Raw genomic sequence first — 16,329 nt, 5'->3', positions numbered from 1 at the left:
TGAGTTCGTATATCGTCAGTTATTTTGTTTCCATCGTTGACGGAATAATTGAATCTTCCGTCTCATCTGACTTCAAAATAGCTTGCTGTTGTTTCTGCTTTTCATGCAGCGCTTCAATAAGCTGACGATCTAACTTGGCAAAGTACAAATCTTCTTCCGCCTTGCCTCTTAAGCGAAGTTTTTCGGTAAAGTCCATAGCCCCCACCTCTTCATCATGACCATCTATTAAGAGTATAGGTGTAGTCCTCCTGTCTAGCACGGTTCTAAAAACTCTCATCATCAACCAATCGAGCATTATCCAGCTTTAGAAAATACTACCCAGACTTTATAACGCACACAAATAACATTAAATCTATCAATAATAAATAGTTATGGTGACAACCATCACTTTATTGACGTTAAAATAATGCATACACATGCACATACCGCATAATTCATCTCGTTACATATAACAACAACAGATAAGGCAAGGTCGTCATATGAATAAAATCCGTTCAGTTGGAATCTCTTCACTACTTCTTTTAGGAATGCCAACGATAGCAACAGCAAACACTAATGTAGATAACTTCAATGATATTTATTTTGGGATTGGCGCTTCGTTTTTAACCATGGATATAAGTGGCTCTCTATACGATAGCAACAGCACGTTGATTGGTTCCGGAAGTGATGATATTTCAGGTGCATCTATGTTAGGTGCTTTTGCTGGTTACCAGTTTAATCCCTGGATATCAGTTGAAGGGCGTGGCTACTTTGGTCTCACCGATGAGGATTACTTCGGGACTTCGGTAGAAATGAGCCGATTTTTCGCTGTTTATGGAAAACCAACGTTACCTCTTCACGAGTACTTTTCTCTCTATGGGTTATTTGGCTATGGCTTAGCAACGGCCGAAGTCGGTGGCGAAAGTGACACTGAGGGTGACTTTACCTACGGCGTTGGCGCAGAAATTGGCAAAGGTACAAATGTAAAGCTTCAGGTGGAATGGGTTGTCATCCATGACGAAGATTACAGCGCGAGACTGGACAACGAAAGACTGGATTACAGCATTAAAGTGAGTGGTATTAACGCAAACCTAGCTTGGTATTTCTAACACGCTAGCCTGAATACGATTTCTATGCGCTCTCAGGGCGTCGATTTTACAGTACAAATATTTAACCGAGTTAGTTGTACGGTTCATAATTAAGGCAGGATTTAATATGAAAAAATCTCTACTAGCAATGGTACTACTCTCAACATTAGCCGGCTGCAATAGTGATGGAGATGACAGCGCTCCAGATTTTCAGCAATCTTATACCAAAGACGGCATTTACATAAATAGCACGGATCTGGTTGTCATGTTAGTAGACACTGATCTACGCCAACATTCGGTAGTCGTTGGTGATTATTTTGATGATTCTTTGTACTTCAACGATACCCACACTATTAGTGGGAACAGTATGATAAACAAGGGACTAGCCTATGTTTCTTCATACGAATACGCATATGATCCTAGTTTGGAAACCGAAATCTCTTTTTCTGAAGATGGCGCAACAATAAGTGGTGTCGTGGACAATTACAATTTAGTTTACTCATTCACTCGAACGTCAGATAGTGCACCACTCTCTTCTATGACGGGAACACATACCAATCCTAATGATGGCTCAACATGGACAATCAATAGTGATGGCAGTTTCATTGTGAATGGTGTCTGTACCCTCAGTGGCCAGTTATCGAGAGTCAAAGGGTATTTTTCCGCAAACAATGTTATCGCTACAGGGTGCTCTGATGACACGCTAAATGGCTCTGACTATGAGGCTAGAGTAGTTACCGTTGAATATTCAGGAACTACCTATGCCTTAGGCGCACTAGCAAATGAAAATGCGATAATTTGGGGCAGTGTTCCAATACTTTAAGGACAACAACTAACCACCTTCGGGTGGTTAGTTTATTTGTTAGGCTTTAGGTTTAAACCTGTTTACTAACAAATCGCGACGGATTTAATCAGAGCCCAGACGTGCTTATCTCGATGTAAATCGAGTTCATGAAGTGATTTCAGCGTTACCCTCGCGAGTAAACGTTGTTGGTTATCGAGTTCCAATACCACTAACACTTCCCCTGTTTGAATGGATTTTGATTCAATCTCGATAATCTTTGCCGGTAATCGGTTAAGTACGGTGGTGGAAACAGGCTCATCCAATGCTATCCCCACGTCGCAGGCCAGAATACGACAACGCTGGCGCTCTCCAATGTTCGCCGTTTCTCCGGGGATATAAAACGTGACATTGTCACATGTAACTTCCGTCATACCATAGTTTTCGCAATGGTTTTTTACTATGGTGTCAAATACGCTCCCCATCTCTTCACCAAACAGATGACTAAACTTAGCATCAGACATGATCTGTTGGGCCCCGCCGCTGGCGATGATGTTACCTTGATTAAACAACACGATATGATCCGCCAGCCTTGCCAGCTCTTGTACTGAGTGAGTGACATAGATGATAGGCAGATCCCACATCCTCTGGAGACGCTCAAGATAAGGTAAAAACTCTTCTTTTCTGGCATGGTCCAGGGCAGATAGCGGCTCATCCATCAGCAACAATTGGGGCTGTGTCAGCAAAGCACGCGCAATCGCCACTCGCTGTTTCTCTCCGCCGGAAAGTTGTGATGGATAACGATTCAACAAGGAATTTATGCCTAATAACTGCAAAATGCTGGCACGATTAAAAAGGATCGGTTGTTTCTTTACCCTCTTCTCCGCGTAAGCCAGATTTTGATCAACGTTTAAATGAGGGAATAAGCTTGCCTCTTGAAAAACATAACCGATTCGGCGTTCAAAGGTAGGAATAAAAACTTTTCCGTCCCAGCTTTGCCATTTTTCTGTGTTTACTCGTACTTCGCCTTGTTCGACTCTGACTAGTCCCGCAATGGCTCTCAAACAAGTCGTCTTCCCGCAACCAGAATGCCCGAAGAGTACGGTCACACCTCGGCTAGGCAGTTCTAAATCCGCCTTAAGCTGGAAGTCTTCATAGTTGATGTTCAGCTTAGCGCTTATTGCACCTTCATTTTCAGTACTTATTACGCCTTCAATTTCAGTCACTATCGCGTTGATCATTCGATTACCTCCTACTCCATTCTGACTTTATGCAGATTGTTGAGCCAATGAATCAGCAACAACGCCAGAAAAGAGAAACCGACTAATCCAGCCGATAAAATATGCGCATTAAGATAGTCGAGAGCTTCAACATGGTTGTAAATTTCGACCGACATAACCCGTGTTTGTCCTGGTATATTGCCCCCAATCATAAGCACGACGCCGAACTCACTCAAAGTGTGGCAAAACCCCATCACGGCAGAAGATAAGACCCCTGGCCATGCTAGAGGTAATGTGACCGTAATAAACGTATCAAGTGGCGACGCACGCAATGTGGCCGCGACTTCCATTGGTCTTTTACCAATTGCGGCGAACGCGTTCTTAAGCGGCTGGAGAACGAATGGCAGCGAGTGTATGGTGCATGCGACCGCGATTCCGGTGAAGGTAAACGGCAATTGTTGCCAGCTAAGCTTATATAAGATCTGCCCGACACTGCCCTGTGGCCCAAGTAGCACGAGCAGATAAAAGCCGAGAACGGTCGGTGGCAGAACCAAAGGTAACAGCAGAACAGACTCGATCACCGGCTTAAAACGCGATTTGCCGTGGCATAACCACCAAGCTGTGGGTATGCCAATCACCAGCAGAGCGCACGTTACGACGAAAGCCAACTTCAGTGTCGTAGCAATCACTAAACCATCCAATGGTATCCCCTTACTCTTTCTCTCAGTCGGTCAAGTACCCATAACTGCGAATAATGTCTTTAGCACGATCGCTTTTCAGGTAAGTGATAAATTGCGTCGCACTGGCTTTATCTTTGCCTAACTTCAATGTCACCACATCTTGCTTAATTGGCTCGTAATCACTATACGGAACTTGCCATACGCTGCCTGACTGAAACTTTCCTTGCTGATAAACCTGAGATTTCGCCAGTAGCCCGATTTGTGCATTACCGGTAAAAACAAATTGATAGGTGGCGTTCAACCCTTTGCCGATCACCAGTTTATTTTTCACGCTTTGCCATTGTTGATGCTTCTCCAGCACCTGCTGTGCTGCTAACCCATAGGGGGCAAGCTTTGGATCGGCGATCGCCAGGTACTGAAAATCTCCCGAAAACAACTCTGATTTAACGTCAAGGTTTTCAGAAGGCGTCCATGCAACCAACACACCTTGTGCGTACGTAAAGACGTCATCAGCCAGTTGCTGCTCAACCAGTAATTGAGGGCGATGTTGATCCGCAGCAAAGAACAAATCAAATGGTGCCCCGTTGATAATTTGCGCATAAAGCTGGCCCGTTGAGCCTGTGCTAATCTCGACATCATCACCCTGCTGTTGTTTATAATCACTCACCAGCGATTTCATCGGCCCGTAAAAGTTATTCGCAACCGCAACGGTCAATGTCTCGCTAAAAGCAGTATTAGAGAACAGTGAAAGCGCAAAACAACATTGTAAGATAGTTCTATTTTTTGCCATAAAACTACCCTTCTTCTACTAATAGCTGCGATACCCACTGCTTTTGTATGTATGCTTTGGCACGTTGTTGATGTTTTTGCTTGAGGTATGGATAAGCTTGCTCAAACGACACCGGACCACTCTGTTTGACGGAGTGGACGCGAACCAAGTGAAATCCGATCTCAGTCTCTATTACTGAGCTGATCTCCATCAGATCCAGAAGTGGTAGCTGCTGCACAATTTGCGGGAATAGCTTTGGCCCTTCACACCATCCCAGGTAGCCATCATTGACCGCACTCGGACATTCAGAATATTTAAGTGCGACTTGCGAAAAATCTCTCTCCTTTAACTCTTGCTTTGCTTCCTGAATGCGAGCAAAAGCAGGTTCACGGTGATTTTCCTCAATGTCGCTATTTACGGTGACCAGTATCTGACTCAGCTCCCATAGGCTTGGGCGGACAAACTTTTCCTGGTTGGCTTGATAATGTTCAAAAGCTGCTTCTTCGCTGAGTTCAGGAACATCACTACTAATCTGCTCTAACACTTTATTGCAGCGAAGTTCGTCCTTTAACGCTTGCCTCAGATCACTTTCTGACAACTGCTGGCCTCGCAGCGCGAGATAAAATTCTTCTAAGCTCGGGTAGCCATCCATCACTTCATTCATCGCTTGTTCGATCTCATTGTCATGAATATAAGTTTGAATACCCAAACTAGAACTCAGTACTGCAGACTGAATTCGAAATAGCTGTGCAACCTGGGCATCGACATCCTGGCGCTGCTGATCACTTAGCCATTCCGGGTTTAATTTAAATTTTTCTGTCGCCACTTTCGCTGTAAGGTAGTGGCGTTGATACGCTTCCATGCTGACACTCCTATGCCTCTATTGGGGTTAATCGTGTGGCATCTAACCTGATAATGTGGTCACCAAACTTCACTTCATAATCCACCGAGCCATCTTCTAAGTTTCGGTACGCCCGGTATACTTCTATTACATCGCCTTTAGATGCGAGTTGTTTGCCAAACATCACCAAGCTGCAGGTTAGTTTTGCTTTATCTAAAGATCGAAACAGACAAGGAACCCAGGGTAATGCGGCGTCAATAACTTCACTGTCTCTTACCCCCACCACTTTGTTTTCTGCTTCGATAAAAACCTGATAAATGAGCTGTGTCTGTAAAAAATAACCGCAACTTCGAACAATCCCCGTGCTTCCGGCAGTCACCAGCAACTCTCCCTTGTCTCGGTCTCGAAAACTGCCATCATTACGAATATTTCTGACCACTCTTACTTCTTTACCCGGCTCAAAACGGGGCATGTTTATCTGCATAGTGTCACTCCGTTTTATCGCAGTCCGACTGACACGTCGCACAAGCACTTTGATTCACCGTTGGCAGTCGACCACGGGCAATTTGTCCATAAGCTGTCGATAAGGCATCTCGATAATCATCGTAACTGTCTGTCGCCTTTTTCGCTGTTAATAGCTGCCGGCATAGCCTTAACAGGGGAATGTGCTTGCTTTGCACAACCTGACGACTGTATTCAATGGCGAAATAGTCTAAAAAGTCTTCTACACTCTCGAGTTGCTCAAGATCTTCAATGAGTGCGCGTTGTTCGGTGATGTCCATATCATTCACTCCTAAGATGTCGAAACTAAGCCGTGTGTAGGATCATTGATGTAAAACTTCTTAACTGCTGCGGGTTTGGGACGCATTTATAGGTTTCTGACCAATTAACCAACTGCGCTTTTATCAATTCACACTGTGCTTTCGTGAGTCGAATACCCATCCCCCCATAGATTGACTCAATCGCCTGAATACCAGAGTGTTTACCCAACACCATTTGATGGGAACGCCCTACTAAGTCAGGTGCAAACCCCTGATAGTTATTGATGTCTTTAAGTAATCCATCGACATGGATACCCGATTCATGGGTAAAAACACATTCACCAACTATCGCTTTTTGTGGAGCTGGTTGGCGTCCAGATGCGACCTGAACATAGCGACACAAGCCATCCAGTTTTAATAAATCAACACCGGTTTCCGCTTGTTTCAGCACATTGAGGGCAACGGTCACTTCCTCTAGTGCCGCATTACCCGCACGTTCACCAAGGCCATTAACCGTTGTATTTACAGAGTTCGCTCCAGCACGAATCGCCGCCAGAGAGTTCGCTGTCGCCATTCCCAAGTCGTTGTGTGCATGCATTTCAATCTGTAGACCCGTTTTTGCGCGTACTTCGGAGATGAGCTGGTAAGTCGAAAATGGGTCCAGAATACCGAGAGTGTCAGCGAAGCGAACTCGACTCGCGCCAGAAGACTCTGCCACTTCGAGCACCCTGCATAGCACATCATGATCGGCACGAGAGGCATCTTCCATCCCTACACAAACCTTCATTCCGCTTTCAAGAGCCTGTTGAATAACGCGCTCACAAACAAGCAAAACGTCAGCCAAGGTCTTATTCAGCTTATGTTTAATTTGTTGATGTGAAACCGGGATTGAGAGATCGAGCCAATCGAGTCCAAGGTTGCCAGCGCACTGAACATCTTCCGTCAACATGCGACACCACCCCATTGTCTCTGCCTGATGCAAACTACTGGTAATCGCTTTAATGGTTTCCCGCTCTTGCTCTCCCATCGCGGGAATGCCCACTTCAAGCTCTGGAACTCCGGCCGATTCAAGTAACGACGCAATATTTACTTTTTCTTCGGTGGTAAAGCCCACTCCTGGGCTTTGTTCACCATCACGCAAGGTTGTGTCATTAATAATGACGCTTGCTGGCTGTACATCCTTGTCCATCGCCATACTCCTAGCCATATACAGGAATAAATTCCGTGGCACTTCCTTGTTGAGTTTCCGAATTCCAGTACGGTGACATTTCGCGCAATCGCTCCACTATTGGTGGCAAATGCTCTAGCACATGATCAATATCTTCATCGGTGGTAAATCGCGACAATGAAAAACGTAATGTGCCGTGTGCAGCGGTAAATGGAATCTGCATTGCTTTCATTACATGAGAAGGTTCCAATGAGCCAGATGTACAAGCAGAACCCGACGATGCGGCGATTCCGACTTGATTCATCATTAACAACAGCGCTTCACCTTCAATAAATTCCACTGCAATGTTGGTCGTATTCGGAACTCGTCTTTTAGGAAAACCCGTCACGAAGCAATTTGGGATACGAGCCAGTAGTCCCTGCTCAAGACGATCGCGCAGCATTTGAATGCGCTGAGTTTCTGTTTCCAATGCAATGTAAGCCTGTTCAGCCGCTTTCCCCATTGCAATCACAGAAGCTGCATTTTCTGTCCCTGCTCGTCGTCCACGTTCTTGGTGGCCACCTCGCAATAACGGACGAAACTTAGTCCCACGTTTCACATACAGTGCACCGATGCCTTTAGGCGCATGGAACTTGTGACCAGAAATAGACAACATGTCGATAGGACAGCTCTGAACATTTACCGGACATTTTCCGACCATCTGTACCGCATCGACATGCACGACAACACCGTAGCGTTTCGCTAGCTGAGCGACTTGCTCAACGGGGAATATCGTGCCGGTTTCATTATTCGCCCACATGATAGAAATTATCGCCACATTACGACTCAACGCCGCTTTCAACGCTGTCATGTCGAGACGACCTTTTTTATCTACGCCAATCCAGTGAATGGTGTAGCCTTTACGCTCCAATGTCTGGCAAAGTTGCAGTGTCGCCGGATGTTCGACTTGTGTTGTGATGATCTCTTTCTTGTCTGGGTAAGCTTCAACAGCAGACAAAATCGCCGTTGATGTAGCTTCGGTCGCGCACGAGGTAAAGATGACTTCGCTCGCATGCTCTGCACCAATTAACTGCTGAACTTGTTCACGTGCAGTCTCCATCGCATGGCCGACGACAGCGCCCAGGCGGTGAATCGAAGAAGGGTTGCCATAAAAGGTATCTAAGTACGGTAACATCACTTCGAGAGCTTTAGGGTCAATGCGAGTGGTGGCATTATTATCAAGGTAAACCAGCTTATCACTGCTTAATTTAGCGTTAAACGTCATAAGAGCCTTCCTTTTTAATCGTGTTCGATGGAGTTTCTTGTACTGGGAACACCGTATAAGTGTCTCCCAATGCTTGGGTAATTTTTTGTTCCAGATTCGCCAAGGTCAGGCCAGATAAACCACAACCGACACACGCACCGCTCATCTCTACAAAAACAATGTTGTCTTCAATATCTAACAGGCGTACATCACCACCATCGGCTTGTACCGAAGGGCGTACCTGTTCAATGATCGACTCAACAGTCGCGACGATCGCTTCGTCCGGCTCATAACGGCTTTTGGCCACATCTATAATGAGCCCCTTCTCGGCCATTTCTTTGAGGCAATCTTCCAAAACCCACTCAATTTTCTCGTGGCAAGAAGTACAAGCCCCACCCGCTTTGGTGTAGTTGATCACTTGTTCAAGCGTTGTAAGTTTATTGGCTTCCACTACACGTTTTATCATTAAATCATCGATAGCAAAGCACTTACAGATTAGCTCCCCTTCCTCATGATCATCTTCTAAAGTCTCACCACGATAGTTTGCAACTGCCGCATGTAATGCTTCCATGCCCATTACGGAACAGTGCATTTTTTCTGGTGGTAACCCATCAAGATATTCCGCGATGTCGTTATTGGTAATGCTCATCGCCTCATCAAGTGATTTACCAATGATCATCTCTGTAAGTGCTGATGAAGACGCAATTGCACTACCGCAGCCGAACGTTTGAAAACCAGCGTCTAAGATCACTTCACTACCCGGCTCAACTTTAAGCGTTAAACTCAATGCATCTCCGCAACTGATTGAACCGACGTCTCCACGTGCATTAGCATCACTAACTAATTTTGCGTTTTTAGGCTGAAAGAAATGTTCCTTCACCTTGTCTGAGTAATCCCACATAGCCACTCCTTGGTTAAATATCTTTCGATTCTTTCGATATTGTTACCTTTGCAATAAGCCGACCAAGATCACAAAATTTATAAGCCATTGACTTATATAAATAAAAATATGTGCTTTATGTGACATTGAAATAAGTACGACAAAGTTGTCACACTAATTGTAGGGATTATGACAAAACAATTTGTCAGCAAAGAAACATTAGGAATGCAAAACGGAGTGACTAAAAAGGATGAGAACTCATCCTTTTTGTTATTTATGCTGCAGGCGCAAAGGTTTGACAGTTTTTCGGACACACTTTTGAACAAGCTTCACAACCAATACAATCTTCGGCGTTTTTAAGCGTCATGACCATCATGACTTCATCTTCGTCATAGTAATCATCATCTTCATCAATGTCGTCGTTCTCAATCAGATCAAACACATCACGTGAACAAACTTTGAAGCAACGACCACAGCCGATGCAGTTTTGTTTATCAATTGCTTCAATAAATTGAGGCTCCCATGGATCACCACCTCGGGTGTAGCTTATTTTATTACTCACATTAACCGTCCTTGTATTAAACGTTACCAATCTTCATCCATTAGCTGAGTTAGCCTCTTTTGCGTGTCTGCGGCGTCTGGCAGCTTATTTTTCTTAAGGGCTCTGGCGAGCCACCCAGTCTGAGCACTGTCCAATTCTGACATCACTTCGGTCAGTAAGAAGTGAATGTCGCACCCCTCACTGACTTTGACTGGCTGGATATCATATTCAAGCAATTGTCGAATGGCCGAAGCACCACATGCATTGCAGAAGATCGCCGCACACCCTGATAAGTCAGCGATGCGACTGGGCAATTTATCGTGTGCAGGGCCATTAGTACTGTATTCAATGGCTTCCATTAAGTGCCACTCGGTGTTGTAAATACCATATATCAATACACCTTTTGCGGAACCGAAGTGTTGGTTAACCGTTTGTCGATCCGAGGTGGTAAAAGCAATCTTAACGCGTAGGTGCTCCTCGGTCGGTTCCGGTGGAAGGTGCAGCCTTCTCTTTGTCGACTTCATAACACCTCCGTTGTCGGTAGTACGTCATCCGCACTAAAGCGATAGTAACTGACGTGCGGTGTCACCTCATCTTTATGGTTACGAAGTAGTAAGTTAGCGACAGAAAACAGTCGTTGACGAGCACCTTCGTATCCTATTTGTTTCAGCTCCATGTTGCCAAACTGATCAAAGCATGGGAAACCGACTCGCATAACCGGAACAACGGACTCGCACACGTTGGCACAATGGCTGTTACCAATCACTAACGTTAATTCAGGGTTTGACAGGTCGATACACGATAAGTCGCCAACAATCACTTGTTCTGCTTGCATGTCTTGCAAACTAGGGACATCTAACGTCGTGACGACCTGACTAACGGTACCACCAGCCATGGTGATTAAGTCGACGTAACCATTCGCCAAGTCAGGTTCAAGTGCGATGGTGTATTGCTCGCCACTCAGCAGAAAATGGACATCAAGCAATGCATCCTGCAGTCGTTGGCGCTCACGTGTTATCCATCCAGGGACCGGTCGACCACTTATCTCAGATAGCGTCATGATAAATTGGTCGATTGCGTCTAGGTTCATCGCCATCCCAAATTGGCGGTAATCAATACCGAATCGTACATTAAGCCATTTTGCGATATCTTCCATAGATTCACCGAATACCAGCGTTTTCGCACTGTCGGCCATCAGTTCGACTTCAAGCACAGAGGTGCCGCCCGTGCTTGTTGCACTGTAATCCTCACGACCTAAGTGGCCATCTAACGAAAGCGATAAGTCAGGAACAACGACAGAGTCCAAATCAAATGCTTCCACGTAACGTTTAACCGTTTCAATATCAGCAGAAGTCATTCCTATAGAAGAGAGAATGTTAACTTGTGTACGCTGCTTGGCTCGACCTGTCGGTCCTTTAACCAATTGTTTTACGACACTACGAACCGTATGCGCAAAACCAGTTTGCATCGAGCCGATGAAGTCTGGAGTCATTACCGGGACAATTCTCGTATCCGAATATTGCGGATGCTTAAGAGCGAATTCGGTAATCGCATGATACAGGTCAGCCCCCTGCATTTCAGTCAGTCCCGTGCTCATAAGCACGATCAGTTCAGGAGAATGCTTTTCACATAACACCTCTAATGCTTCAGTTACGTTACTCTCTCCACCCATAACAGCAGAAACCTGGTCGATTGCCGTATTCTGTAATGGAACAGGTTCTCTTAAGTGTTGAATAAGGTAAACCTTAGTGAACGCACTGCAACCTTGAGAACCATGCATCAAAGGTATCGAACCAGCAAAACCGAGCGTTGCCAAGGTAGCTCCCGTTGCCGGACTTGTCTTTAACGGCTGAGTAACCAGTGGTGAATTTTGTTTGATTGGAGTAACCATATCAGGCTCCTTTTTCAATGATGGTAGAAGTGAATGTCGCTTCTTCGACGATCCAGGGAGCCTGACTTTGAACGGCCTGCCAGATTGGTGCTTCTATTGTTCTGCACAGTTCTTGCGCTAAGGTGAGCATGCCTTCGTACCCAGCATAGGCATGTTCACGCTCTTGGTTAATATCCAAAAATGGCAACTTAGCTTTTAATGCGGTGTACATGTTTCGCCCACCCGCAATCATGACATCCGCGTGATGTTGATGATAAGTCTCGAGCAACAAATTAGCGCCACCTTCATCCAGCATTAACGCCTCTTTACCCATAATCTCCAGAATTTTATTTTTATCAGATTGGGTAGATTTACGGGTGCCGGTTGCAACACACTCAATACCTAACTCTTGCAAGGCACTCACTACTGACCAGGATTTAACGCCCCCAGTGTAAAGCAGTGCTCGCTTACCAGTCAGCTTTTCGGCGTAAGGTGCCAGAGCAGAGCGAATACGACTTTCTTCTTCTGCAATCAAAGCTTCTACTTCTTCGCTCAGTTTGGGGTCGCCTAGTAAGCGGGCAAATTCTCGCAGTGAATTCGACGTATCTTCGATGCCGTAGAAGCTCCCTTCAAACCAGGGGATACCCCATTTTTCTTCCAGCTTTCGTGCAACATTCACTTGTGCGCGAGCACAAACGACCATGGCAGCGTCTGCACGATGCATAGTTTGTATTTGATGGAACTGAGTATCACCCGCCATACAACACAACACTCTCAACCCCAAACGCTCAAATAATGGCGAGACATGCCAAAATTCTCCGGCGATGTTGTATTCGCCGATAAGAACGATATCGTGTACGCGGCGAGTTGAGTCGTGAAGCATTTTTGGTTTTGCCGGCGGCTCTGCACTACCCACCACGCGTTCAACCATCACATTACCGGCGATTCGGTTACCCAGGTTTTTGTTACCATAAAAGCCCGCCGCATCGACAGGAATCACAGGTATATTCCAACGCTCAGTAGCAAGGGAACAAATCGCTTCAATATCGTTCCCTTCAAGGGCGGGAACGCAGGTCATATAAACAAAAACCGCAGGTGGTTGATGCTGTTTAATAAGTTGTTTTATCGCATGCAACAGACGTTTTTCTGCACGTCCCATGATGACATCCTGCTCATTAAGGTCAGTGGTAAATCCATAACGAAACAGATTGCTGCCCAGAGCACGAGTCCCGCGGTTGTTCCAGCTATTTCCCGCACAGCCAATTGGACCATGTACGATATGTCCCACATCCGCTATTGGCAGCAAGCTTATCTGAGCGCCATCAAAACAACACCCTCCAGCCGTTGCCCCAGGCTTTGGTCGGCTACAACCACTTTTCTCTCCGCTGTTGTGCTCACAGGCGGGTTCATCTTGCAGTAACTTGATCTCCGATCGCTTCATGCGTCTCTCCTTGAGTTGCAACAGTTATAGTTGAGATACTGAACACTTAGTTAGCTGCAAGTGCTATTCCACTCGTAACTCATTGATTAAACTAGACACCGACAAAAACAAAAGCTGACATTGTCGTAAACCCGACAAAAAGCGCCTCACTAGTCGTGAAGCGCAATAACCAGCCCAGAACTCTGAGCTAACTCCTGAGTTAACGAACTGCAGCCAGACGTACTATGCGACACTAAATGAACATCAAAACCACTCGCTTCGACGTATGCATCATGTGAGCCCATCTCCTCCTCAAAACAGAGAGTAAAACGCAAGTTAGGATAACTGACTTGCAGGCGAGACAAGGTGTCCTGACTAATATCGGGTTCATTGTCTAACTGCGAAACGATATCAGACAGCACAATCTCGGTTAAACTCGCCAGTTCAAAACCGGTAGCACGCTCAGCAGTAGCAGAATTACTTATAGCTCTCTTCCTCCAATATTTTCTCGGAAGTCTCAATGCCCAGAATACGTTTAATCCATGGAGGCGGGTTGGTCGCAATAACATTAGACAAATCACTCAGAACTTCTTCCGCTGACATCGGCGTCATTTTTTTAATCGGATGAATATTGGCGCGAGTGACACGTGCAGCAGCAGGGCCACCAATAGACAAGGTGAACAGCATGTGGCAATCACGAATTCTGTCTAACATCGCGATAGCACGTTCTTCGCCTTTTCTCTCCGTTGGCATTTCGCGTACTTCCACCAACTGATGTTCCATTGCACTGACTTCATAAATCAACACACGTAAACAAGAACCATAATGACCATTTACCATTTCCCCCTGATTCGAGGTCAACGCGACTTTTAGTTTTGGTCCTGCAATCGGCTCTTGTGCCGACACTTGTGGTGCTGACACATCGCTCACTTCTGGATTACACAACACATCCAGAGCACTGGTCACCTCTTTGCGTGTTGGTCCAGAGCCCAGAGAACTCACCATCAAACGAAACGCTTTCGGTGATAACCCCACAAGCTTAGGTTCCGTCAGTGGCTCACCCAGATGTTGGATCAATAACCCTAACAAAGAGCGTAAATCGATATTCGGTAGCGATTTAGATGCCAAAGCAACTCGTAGAGCTGCTTGGTCAGAAATAGTCGTGTCCATCATGATATTCCCCCTTAACTTACGCCGCTTGTAATCGTCTAGCTTTCACCGTGATTGGCAATCTGGGCTTACTGGTCATTGGATCAATATGATAAATAGCACCATTTGCCAGGCGCACTTCTCCGCCCCATTTATCTTCAGAATCGAATTCGAAGAACGTGATCACCTCTTCCAAATCCTTCTTAGGTAAATAAAGTGACAACTGGTTATTTTCGTTGTACTGAATCATTACATTAGCCATAACAACTCCCTCGTATCCGGCTGAAAAAAGACCGACGGCTAACACCGCCGGTCATTCCAATTAACGAACTAAGTCAAAACCAAGGTCAGTTTTGCCCAGGTCGCTTGTGTCACGATCCAGCTTAGCCAGTACTTCGTTAACCAAAGTGGTTAGTATGTACATTGCACCTTCATAGCCCAGAGTAGATTGGCGATGTAAGTGGTGGCGGTCGAAGATAGGGAAACCAATGCGCACTAGTGGAATTTCAGCTTCAGGACCTTTAGCTTTAGTGTCACGTTCAATGAATTTACCGTATGAGTTACCGATCAATAGATCAGGCTTATCAGTAAACATTAGTGAACGTAGGTGCCACAAGTCTTGTTTGAAGAACACTTCTGCATCTGCACCGTATGGTGTTTCTGCAAGTTGTGCTTCGATTTCTTTCTTCCACTTCTTAGAACCGTTGTTACAAAGAACGTGTTTAATTTCACAACCAAGCTCGGTTAGGAACTTACACATGCCCAAGAGGTAATCAGGGTCACCATAAAGTGATATCGTTACGCCATGTAACCAGGTGTGAGAGTCCGTCATCATGTCAACCAGACGGCCACGCTCTTTAGTTATCGACGCAGGGATTGGCTTACCAGTCACTTCAGAAACTTTCATCAAGAATTCATCCGTCCACTCTAAGCCCATAGGGATAGTCGTTTTAGGAACTTCGTGTTTCCAAACACCCTCGATGTATTTCTTAGATTTCACAAGTTGATTAGGCTGAAGCAAGAAAGTTGTTTTAGCATTCGGTGCATCTTTCATTTCTTCAATTGTCGTACCACCAGCATACATGCGGTATTCGCCGTCTGCAGGGGTATCCAGTACTTCAGATGGATCACAGAGGAAAGAGTAATCAACGTCCATTTCTTTCAACATGCGGTGAATGACGCGATAGTTACCAAGATAAGTTTCAAACCCAGGAACAATGTTGATTTTGCCGTTGCTAGCAACATTAATACTTCCTGCATCAGTAAAGTATTTCATCATGCCTTCAAACATGCCGTCCCAGCCTGTCACATGACTACCAACAAACGATGGCGTATGTGCAAATGGTGTAGGTAGCTCTTTTGGAATATGACCTTTATCTTTCGCGTTGTTAATAAACGCGTTCAAGTCATCACCGATTACCTCAGCCATACAAGTGGTCGAAACCGCTACAACCTCTGGTTTGTATAGCGCAAACGCGTTTTCCAAACCCTGGAACATGTTTTCCTGACCACCAAATACTGCTGCGTCTTCTGTCATTGAGTCAGAAACACACGCGATTGGCTCTTTGAAGTGACGGTTAAAATAACTACGGAAGTACGCAACACAACCTTGAGAGCCGTGCACATAAGGTAATGTTTTCTCAAATCCCAGAGAACACAGTACCGCACCTAATGGCTGACAAGCTTTTGCCGGGTCAATCGTGATGTGTTTACGAGCAAAGTTAATCTCTTGGTATTCTTTCGTTGTTGTCCATTCAAAGGTTTCACGAACCTTCTCAGCATCAACGCCTTGTTCAAAAGATGCGCGTTTATTCGCCATCATCTCTTGATATTCTGGTTGCTGAAAGAGAGCATAACCAGTTTTTATATCTTCAACTTTTTGAGTCATGAGTATTCTCCTACCGTGCCACTAATCTGTGAACTCCGGCTCGGGTTACAT

The 16,329-nt window shown here is 45.4% G+C and carries 20 protein-coding genes; 2 read left to right on the top strand and 18 right to left on the bottom strand.

Features of this window, described 5'->3' with window-relative positions:
- Window positions 1-19 precede the first annotated feature (19 nt).
- Window positions 20-196 carry a hypothetical protein gene (locus RXX31_RS01490; RefSeq protein WP_317587319.1) on the bottom strand — a complete coding sequence of 59 codons (177 nt, stop codon included), beginning with the start codon at window positions 194-196 and terminating at the stop codon, window positions 20-22.
- Between the two features lie 283 nt (window positions 197-479).
- Between RXX31_RS01490 and RXX31_RS01485 the strand changes: the two genes are divergently transcribed.
- Window positions 480-1,088, top strand: a complete 609-nt coding sequence (locus RXX31_RS01485; protein WP_317587318.1) for an outer membrane beta-barrel protein — start codon at window positions 480-482, stop codon at window positions 1,086-1,088.
- 106 nt (window positions 1,089-1,194) lie between these two features.
- Complete coding sequence (locus RXX31_RS01480) at window positions 1,195-1,890, top strand: hypothetical protein (protein ID WP_317587317.1); 696 nt, start codon at window positions 1,195-1,197, stop codon at window positions 1,888-1,890.
- Window positions 1,891-1,955: 65 nt separating this feature from the next.
- Here the strand turns inward: RXX31_RS01480 and modC are convergent, their stop codons facing one another.
- From modC to nifK, 17 genes are all read right to left on the bottom strand, one after another.
- On the bottom strand, window positions 1,956-3,089 hold the full coding sequence (gene modC, locus RXX31_RS01475; RefSeq protein ID WP_317587316.1) for a molybdenum ABC transporter ATP-binding protein: 1,134 nt from the start codon (window positions 3,087-3,089) through the stop codon (window positions 1,956-1,958).
- Between the two features lie 11 nt (window positions 3,090-3,100).
- Complete coding sequence (gene modB / locus RXX31_RS01470; protein WP_317587315.1) at window positions 3,101-3,769, bottom strand: molybdate ABC transporter permease subunit; 669 nt, start codon at window positions 3,767-3,769, stop codon at window positions 3,101-3,103.
- A gap of 22 nt (window positions 3,770-3,791) precedes the next feature.
- Window positions 3,792-4,538, bottom strand: coding sequence for a molybdate ABC transporter substrate-binding protein (gene modA, locus RXX31_RS01465; protein WP_317587314.1), 747 nt, complete (start codon window positions 4,536-4,538; stop codon window positions 3,792-3,794).
- Between the two features lie 4 nt (window positions 4,539-4,542).
- On the bottom strand, window positions 4,543-5,379 hold the full coding sequence (locus tag RXX31_RS01460; protein ID WP_317587313.1) for a peptidylprolyl isomerase: 837 nt from the start codon (window positions 5,377-5,379) through the stop codon (window positions 4,543-4,545).
- A 10-nt stretch (window positions 5,380-5,389) separates the two neighbouring features.
- Entirely contained in the window at window positions 5,390-5,842 is a 453-nt protein-coding gene (locus RXX31_RS01455) for a nitrogen fixation protein NifZ (RefSeq protein ID WP_317587312.1), read from the bottom strand.
- Between the two features lie 4 nt (window positions 5,843-5,846).
- Window positions 5,847-6,140: a nitrogenase-stabilizing/protective protein NifW gene (locus RXX31_RS01450; protein ID WP_317587311.1), complete on the bottom strand. Its 294-nt coding sequence runs from the start codon at window positions 6,138-6,140 to the stop codon at window positions 5,847-5,849.
- A 25-nt stretch (window positions 6,141-6,165) separates the two neighbouring features.
- A complete protein-coding gene (gene nifV / locus RXX31_RS01445; protein WP_317587310.1) occupies window positions 6,166-7,308 on the bottom strand; it encodes a homocitrate synthase in 1,143 nt (380 codons plus the stop codon).
- Window positions 7,309-7,318: 10 nt separating this feature from the next.
- Window positions 7,319-8,551, bottom strand: coding sequence for a cysteine desulfurase NifS (gene nifS / locus RXX31_RS01440; RefSeq protein ID WP_317587309.1), 1,233 nt, complete (start codon window positions 8,549-8,551; stop codon window positions 7,319-7,321).
- Window positions 8,541-9,431 (bottom strand): Fe-S cluster assembly protein NifU, encoded by an 891-nt coding sequence (gene nifU, locus RXX31_RS01435; protein WP_317587308.1) that lies wholly within the window; start codon window positions 9,429-9,431, stop codon window positions 8,541-8,543. The genes nifS and nifU overlap by 11 nt, the downstream gene beginning before the upstream one ends.
- Before the next feature lie 253 nt (window positions 9,432-9,684).
- Window positions 9,685-9,972, bottom strand: coding sequence for a ferredoxin III, nif-specific (gene fdxB / locus RXX31_RS01430; RefSeq protein WP_317587307.1), 288 nt, complete (start codon window positions 9,970-9,972; stop codon window positions 9,685-9,687).
- Window positions 9,973-9,995: 23 nt separating this feature from the next.
- Window positions 9,996-10,475, bottom strand: coding sequence for a NifB/NifX family molybdenum-iron cluster-binding protein (locus tag RXX31_RS01425; protein WP_317587306.1), 480 nt, complete (start codon window positions 10,473-10,475; stop codon window positions 9,996-9,998).
- A complete protein-coding gene (nifN, locus tag RXX31_RS01420) occupies window positions 10,472-11,842 on the bottom strand; it encodes a nitrogenase iron-molybdenum cofactor biosynthesis protein NifN (protein WP_317587305.1) in 1,371 nt (456 codons plus the stop codon). The genes RXX31_RS01425 and nifN overlap by 4 nt, the downstream gene beginning before the upstream one ends.
- 1 nt (window position 11,843) lies before the next feature.
- Window positions 11,844-13,262 (bottom strand): nitrogenase iron-molybdenum cofactor biosynthesis protein NifE, encoded by a 1,419-nt coding sequence (gene nifE / locus RXX31_RS01415; RefSeq protein WP_317587304.1) that lies wholly within the window; start codon window positions 13,260-13,262, stop codon window positions 11,844-11,846.
- A gap of 149 nt (window positions 13,263-13,411) precedes the next feature.
- Window positions 13,412-13,663, bottom strand: a complete 252-nt coding sequence (locus tag RXX31_RS01410; protein ID WP_317587303.1) for a hypothetical protein — start codon at window positions 13,661-13,663, stop codon at window positions 13,412-13,414.
- 55 nt (window positions 13,664-13,718) lie between these two features.
- Window positions 13,719-14,414 (bottom strand): NifB/NifX family molybdenum-iron cluster-binding protein, encoded by a 696-nt coding sequence (locus RXX31_RS01405; protein WP_317587302.1) that lies wholly within the window; start codon window positions 14,412-14,414, stop codon window positions 13,719-13,721.
- Between the two features lie 16 nt (window positions 14,415-14,430).
- Window positions 14,431-14,652 carry a putative nitrogen fixation protein NifT gene (gene nifT, locus RXX31_RS01400; RefSeq protein WP_176292819.1) on the bottom strand — a complete coding sequence of 74 codons (222 nt, stop codon included), beginning with the start codon at window positions 14,650-14,652 and terminating at the stop codon, window positions 14,431-14,433.
- A gap of 60 nt (window positions 14,653-14,712) precedes the next feature.
- Window positions 14,713-16,278: a nitrogenase molybdenum-iron protein subunit beta gene (gene nifK / locus RXX31_RS01395; RefSeq protein ID WP_317587301.1), complete on the bottom strand. Its 1,566-nt coding sequence runs from the start codon at window positions 16,276-16,278 to the stop codon at window positions 14,713-14,715.
- Window positions 16,279-16,329 lie beyond the last annotated feature (51 nt).

The sequence above is a fragment of the Vibrio sp. EA2 genome (genome assembly GCF_033042495.1).
GTDB lineage: Bacteria > Pseudomonadota > Gammaproteobacteria > Enterobacterales > Vibrionaceae > Vibrio.
Note: the sequence above shows the minus strand (reverse complement) of the source record. Positions and strands in the feature narration are given on the sequence as shown.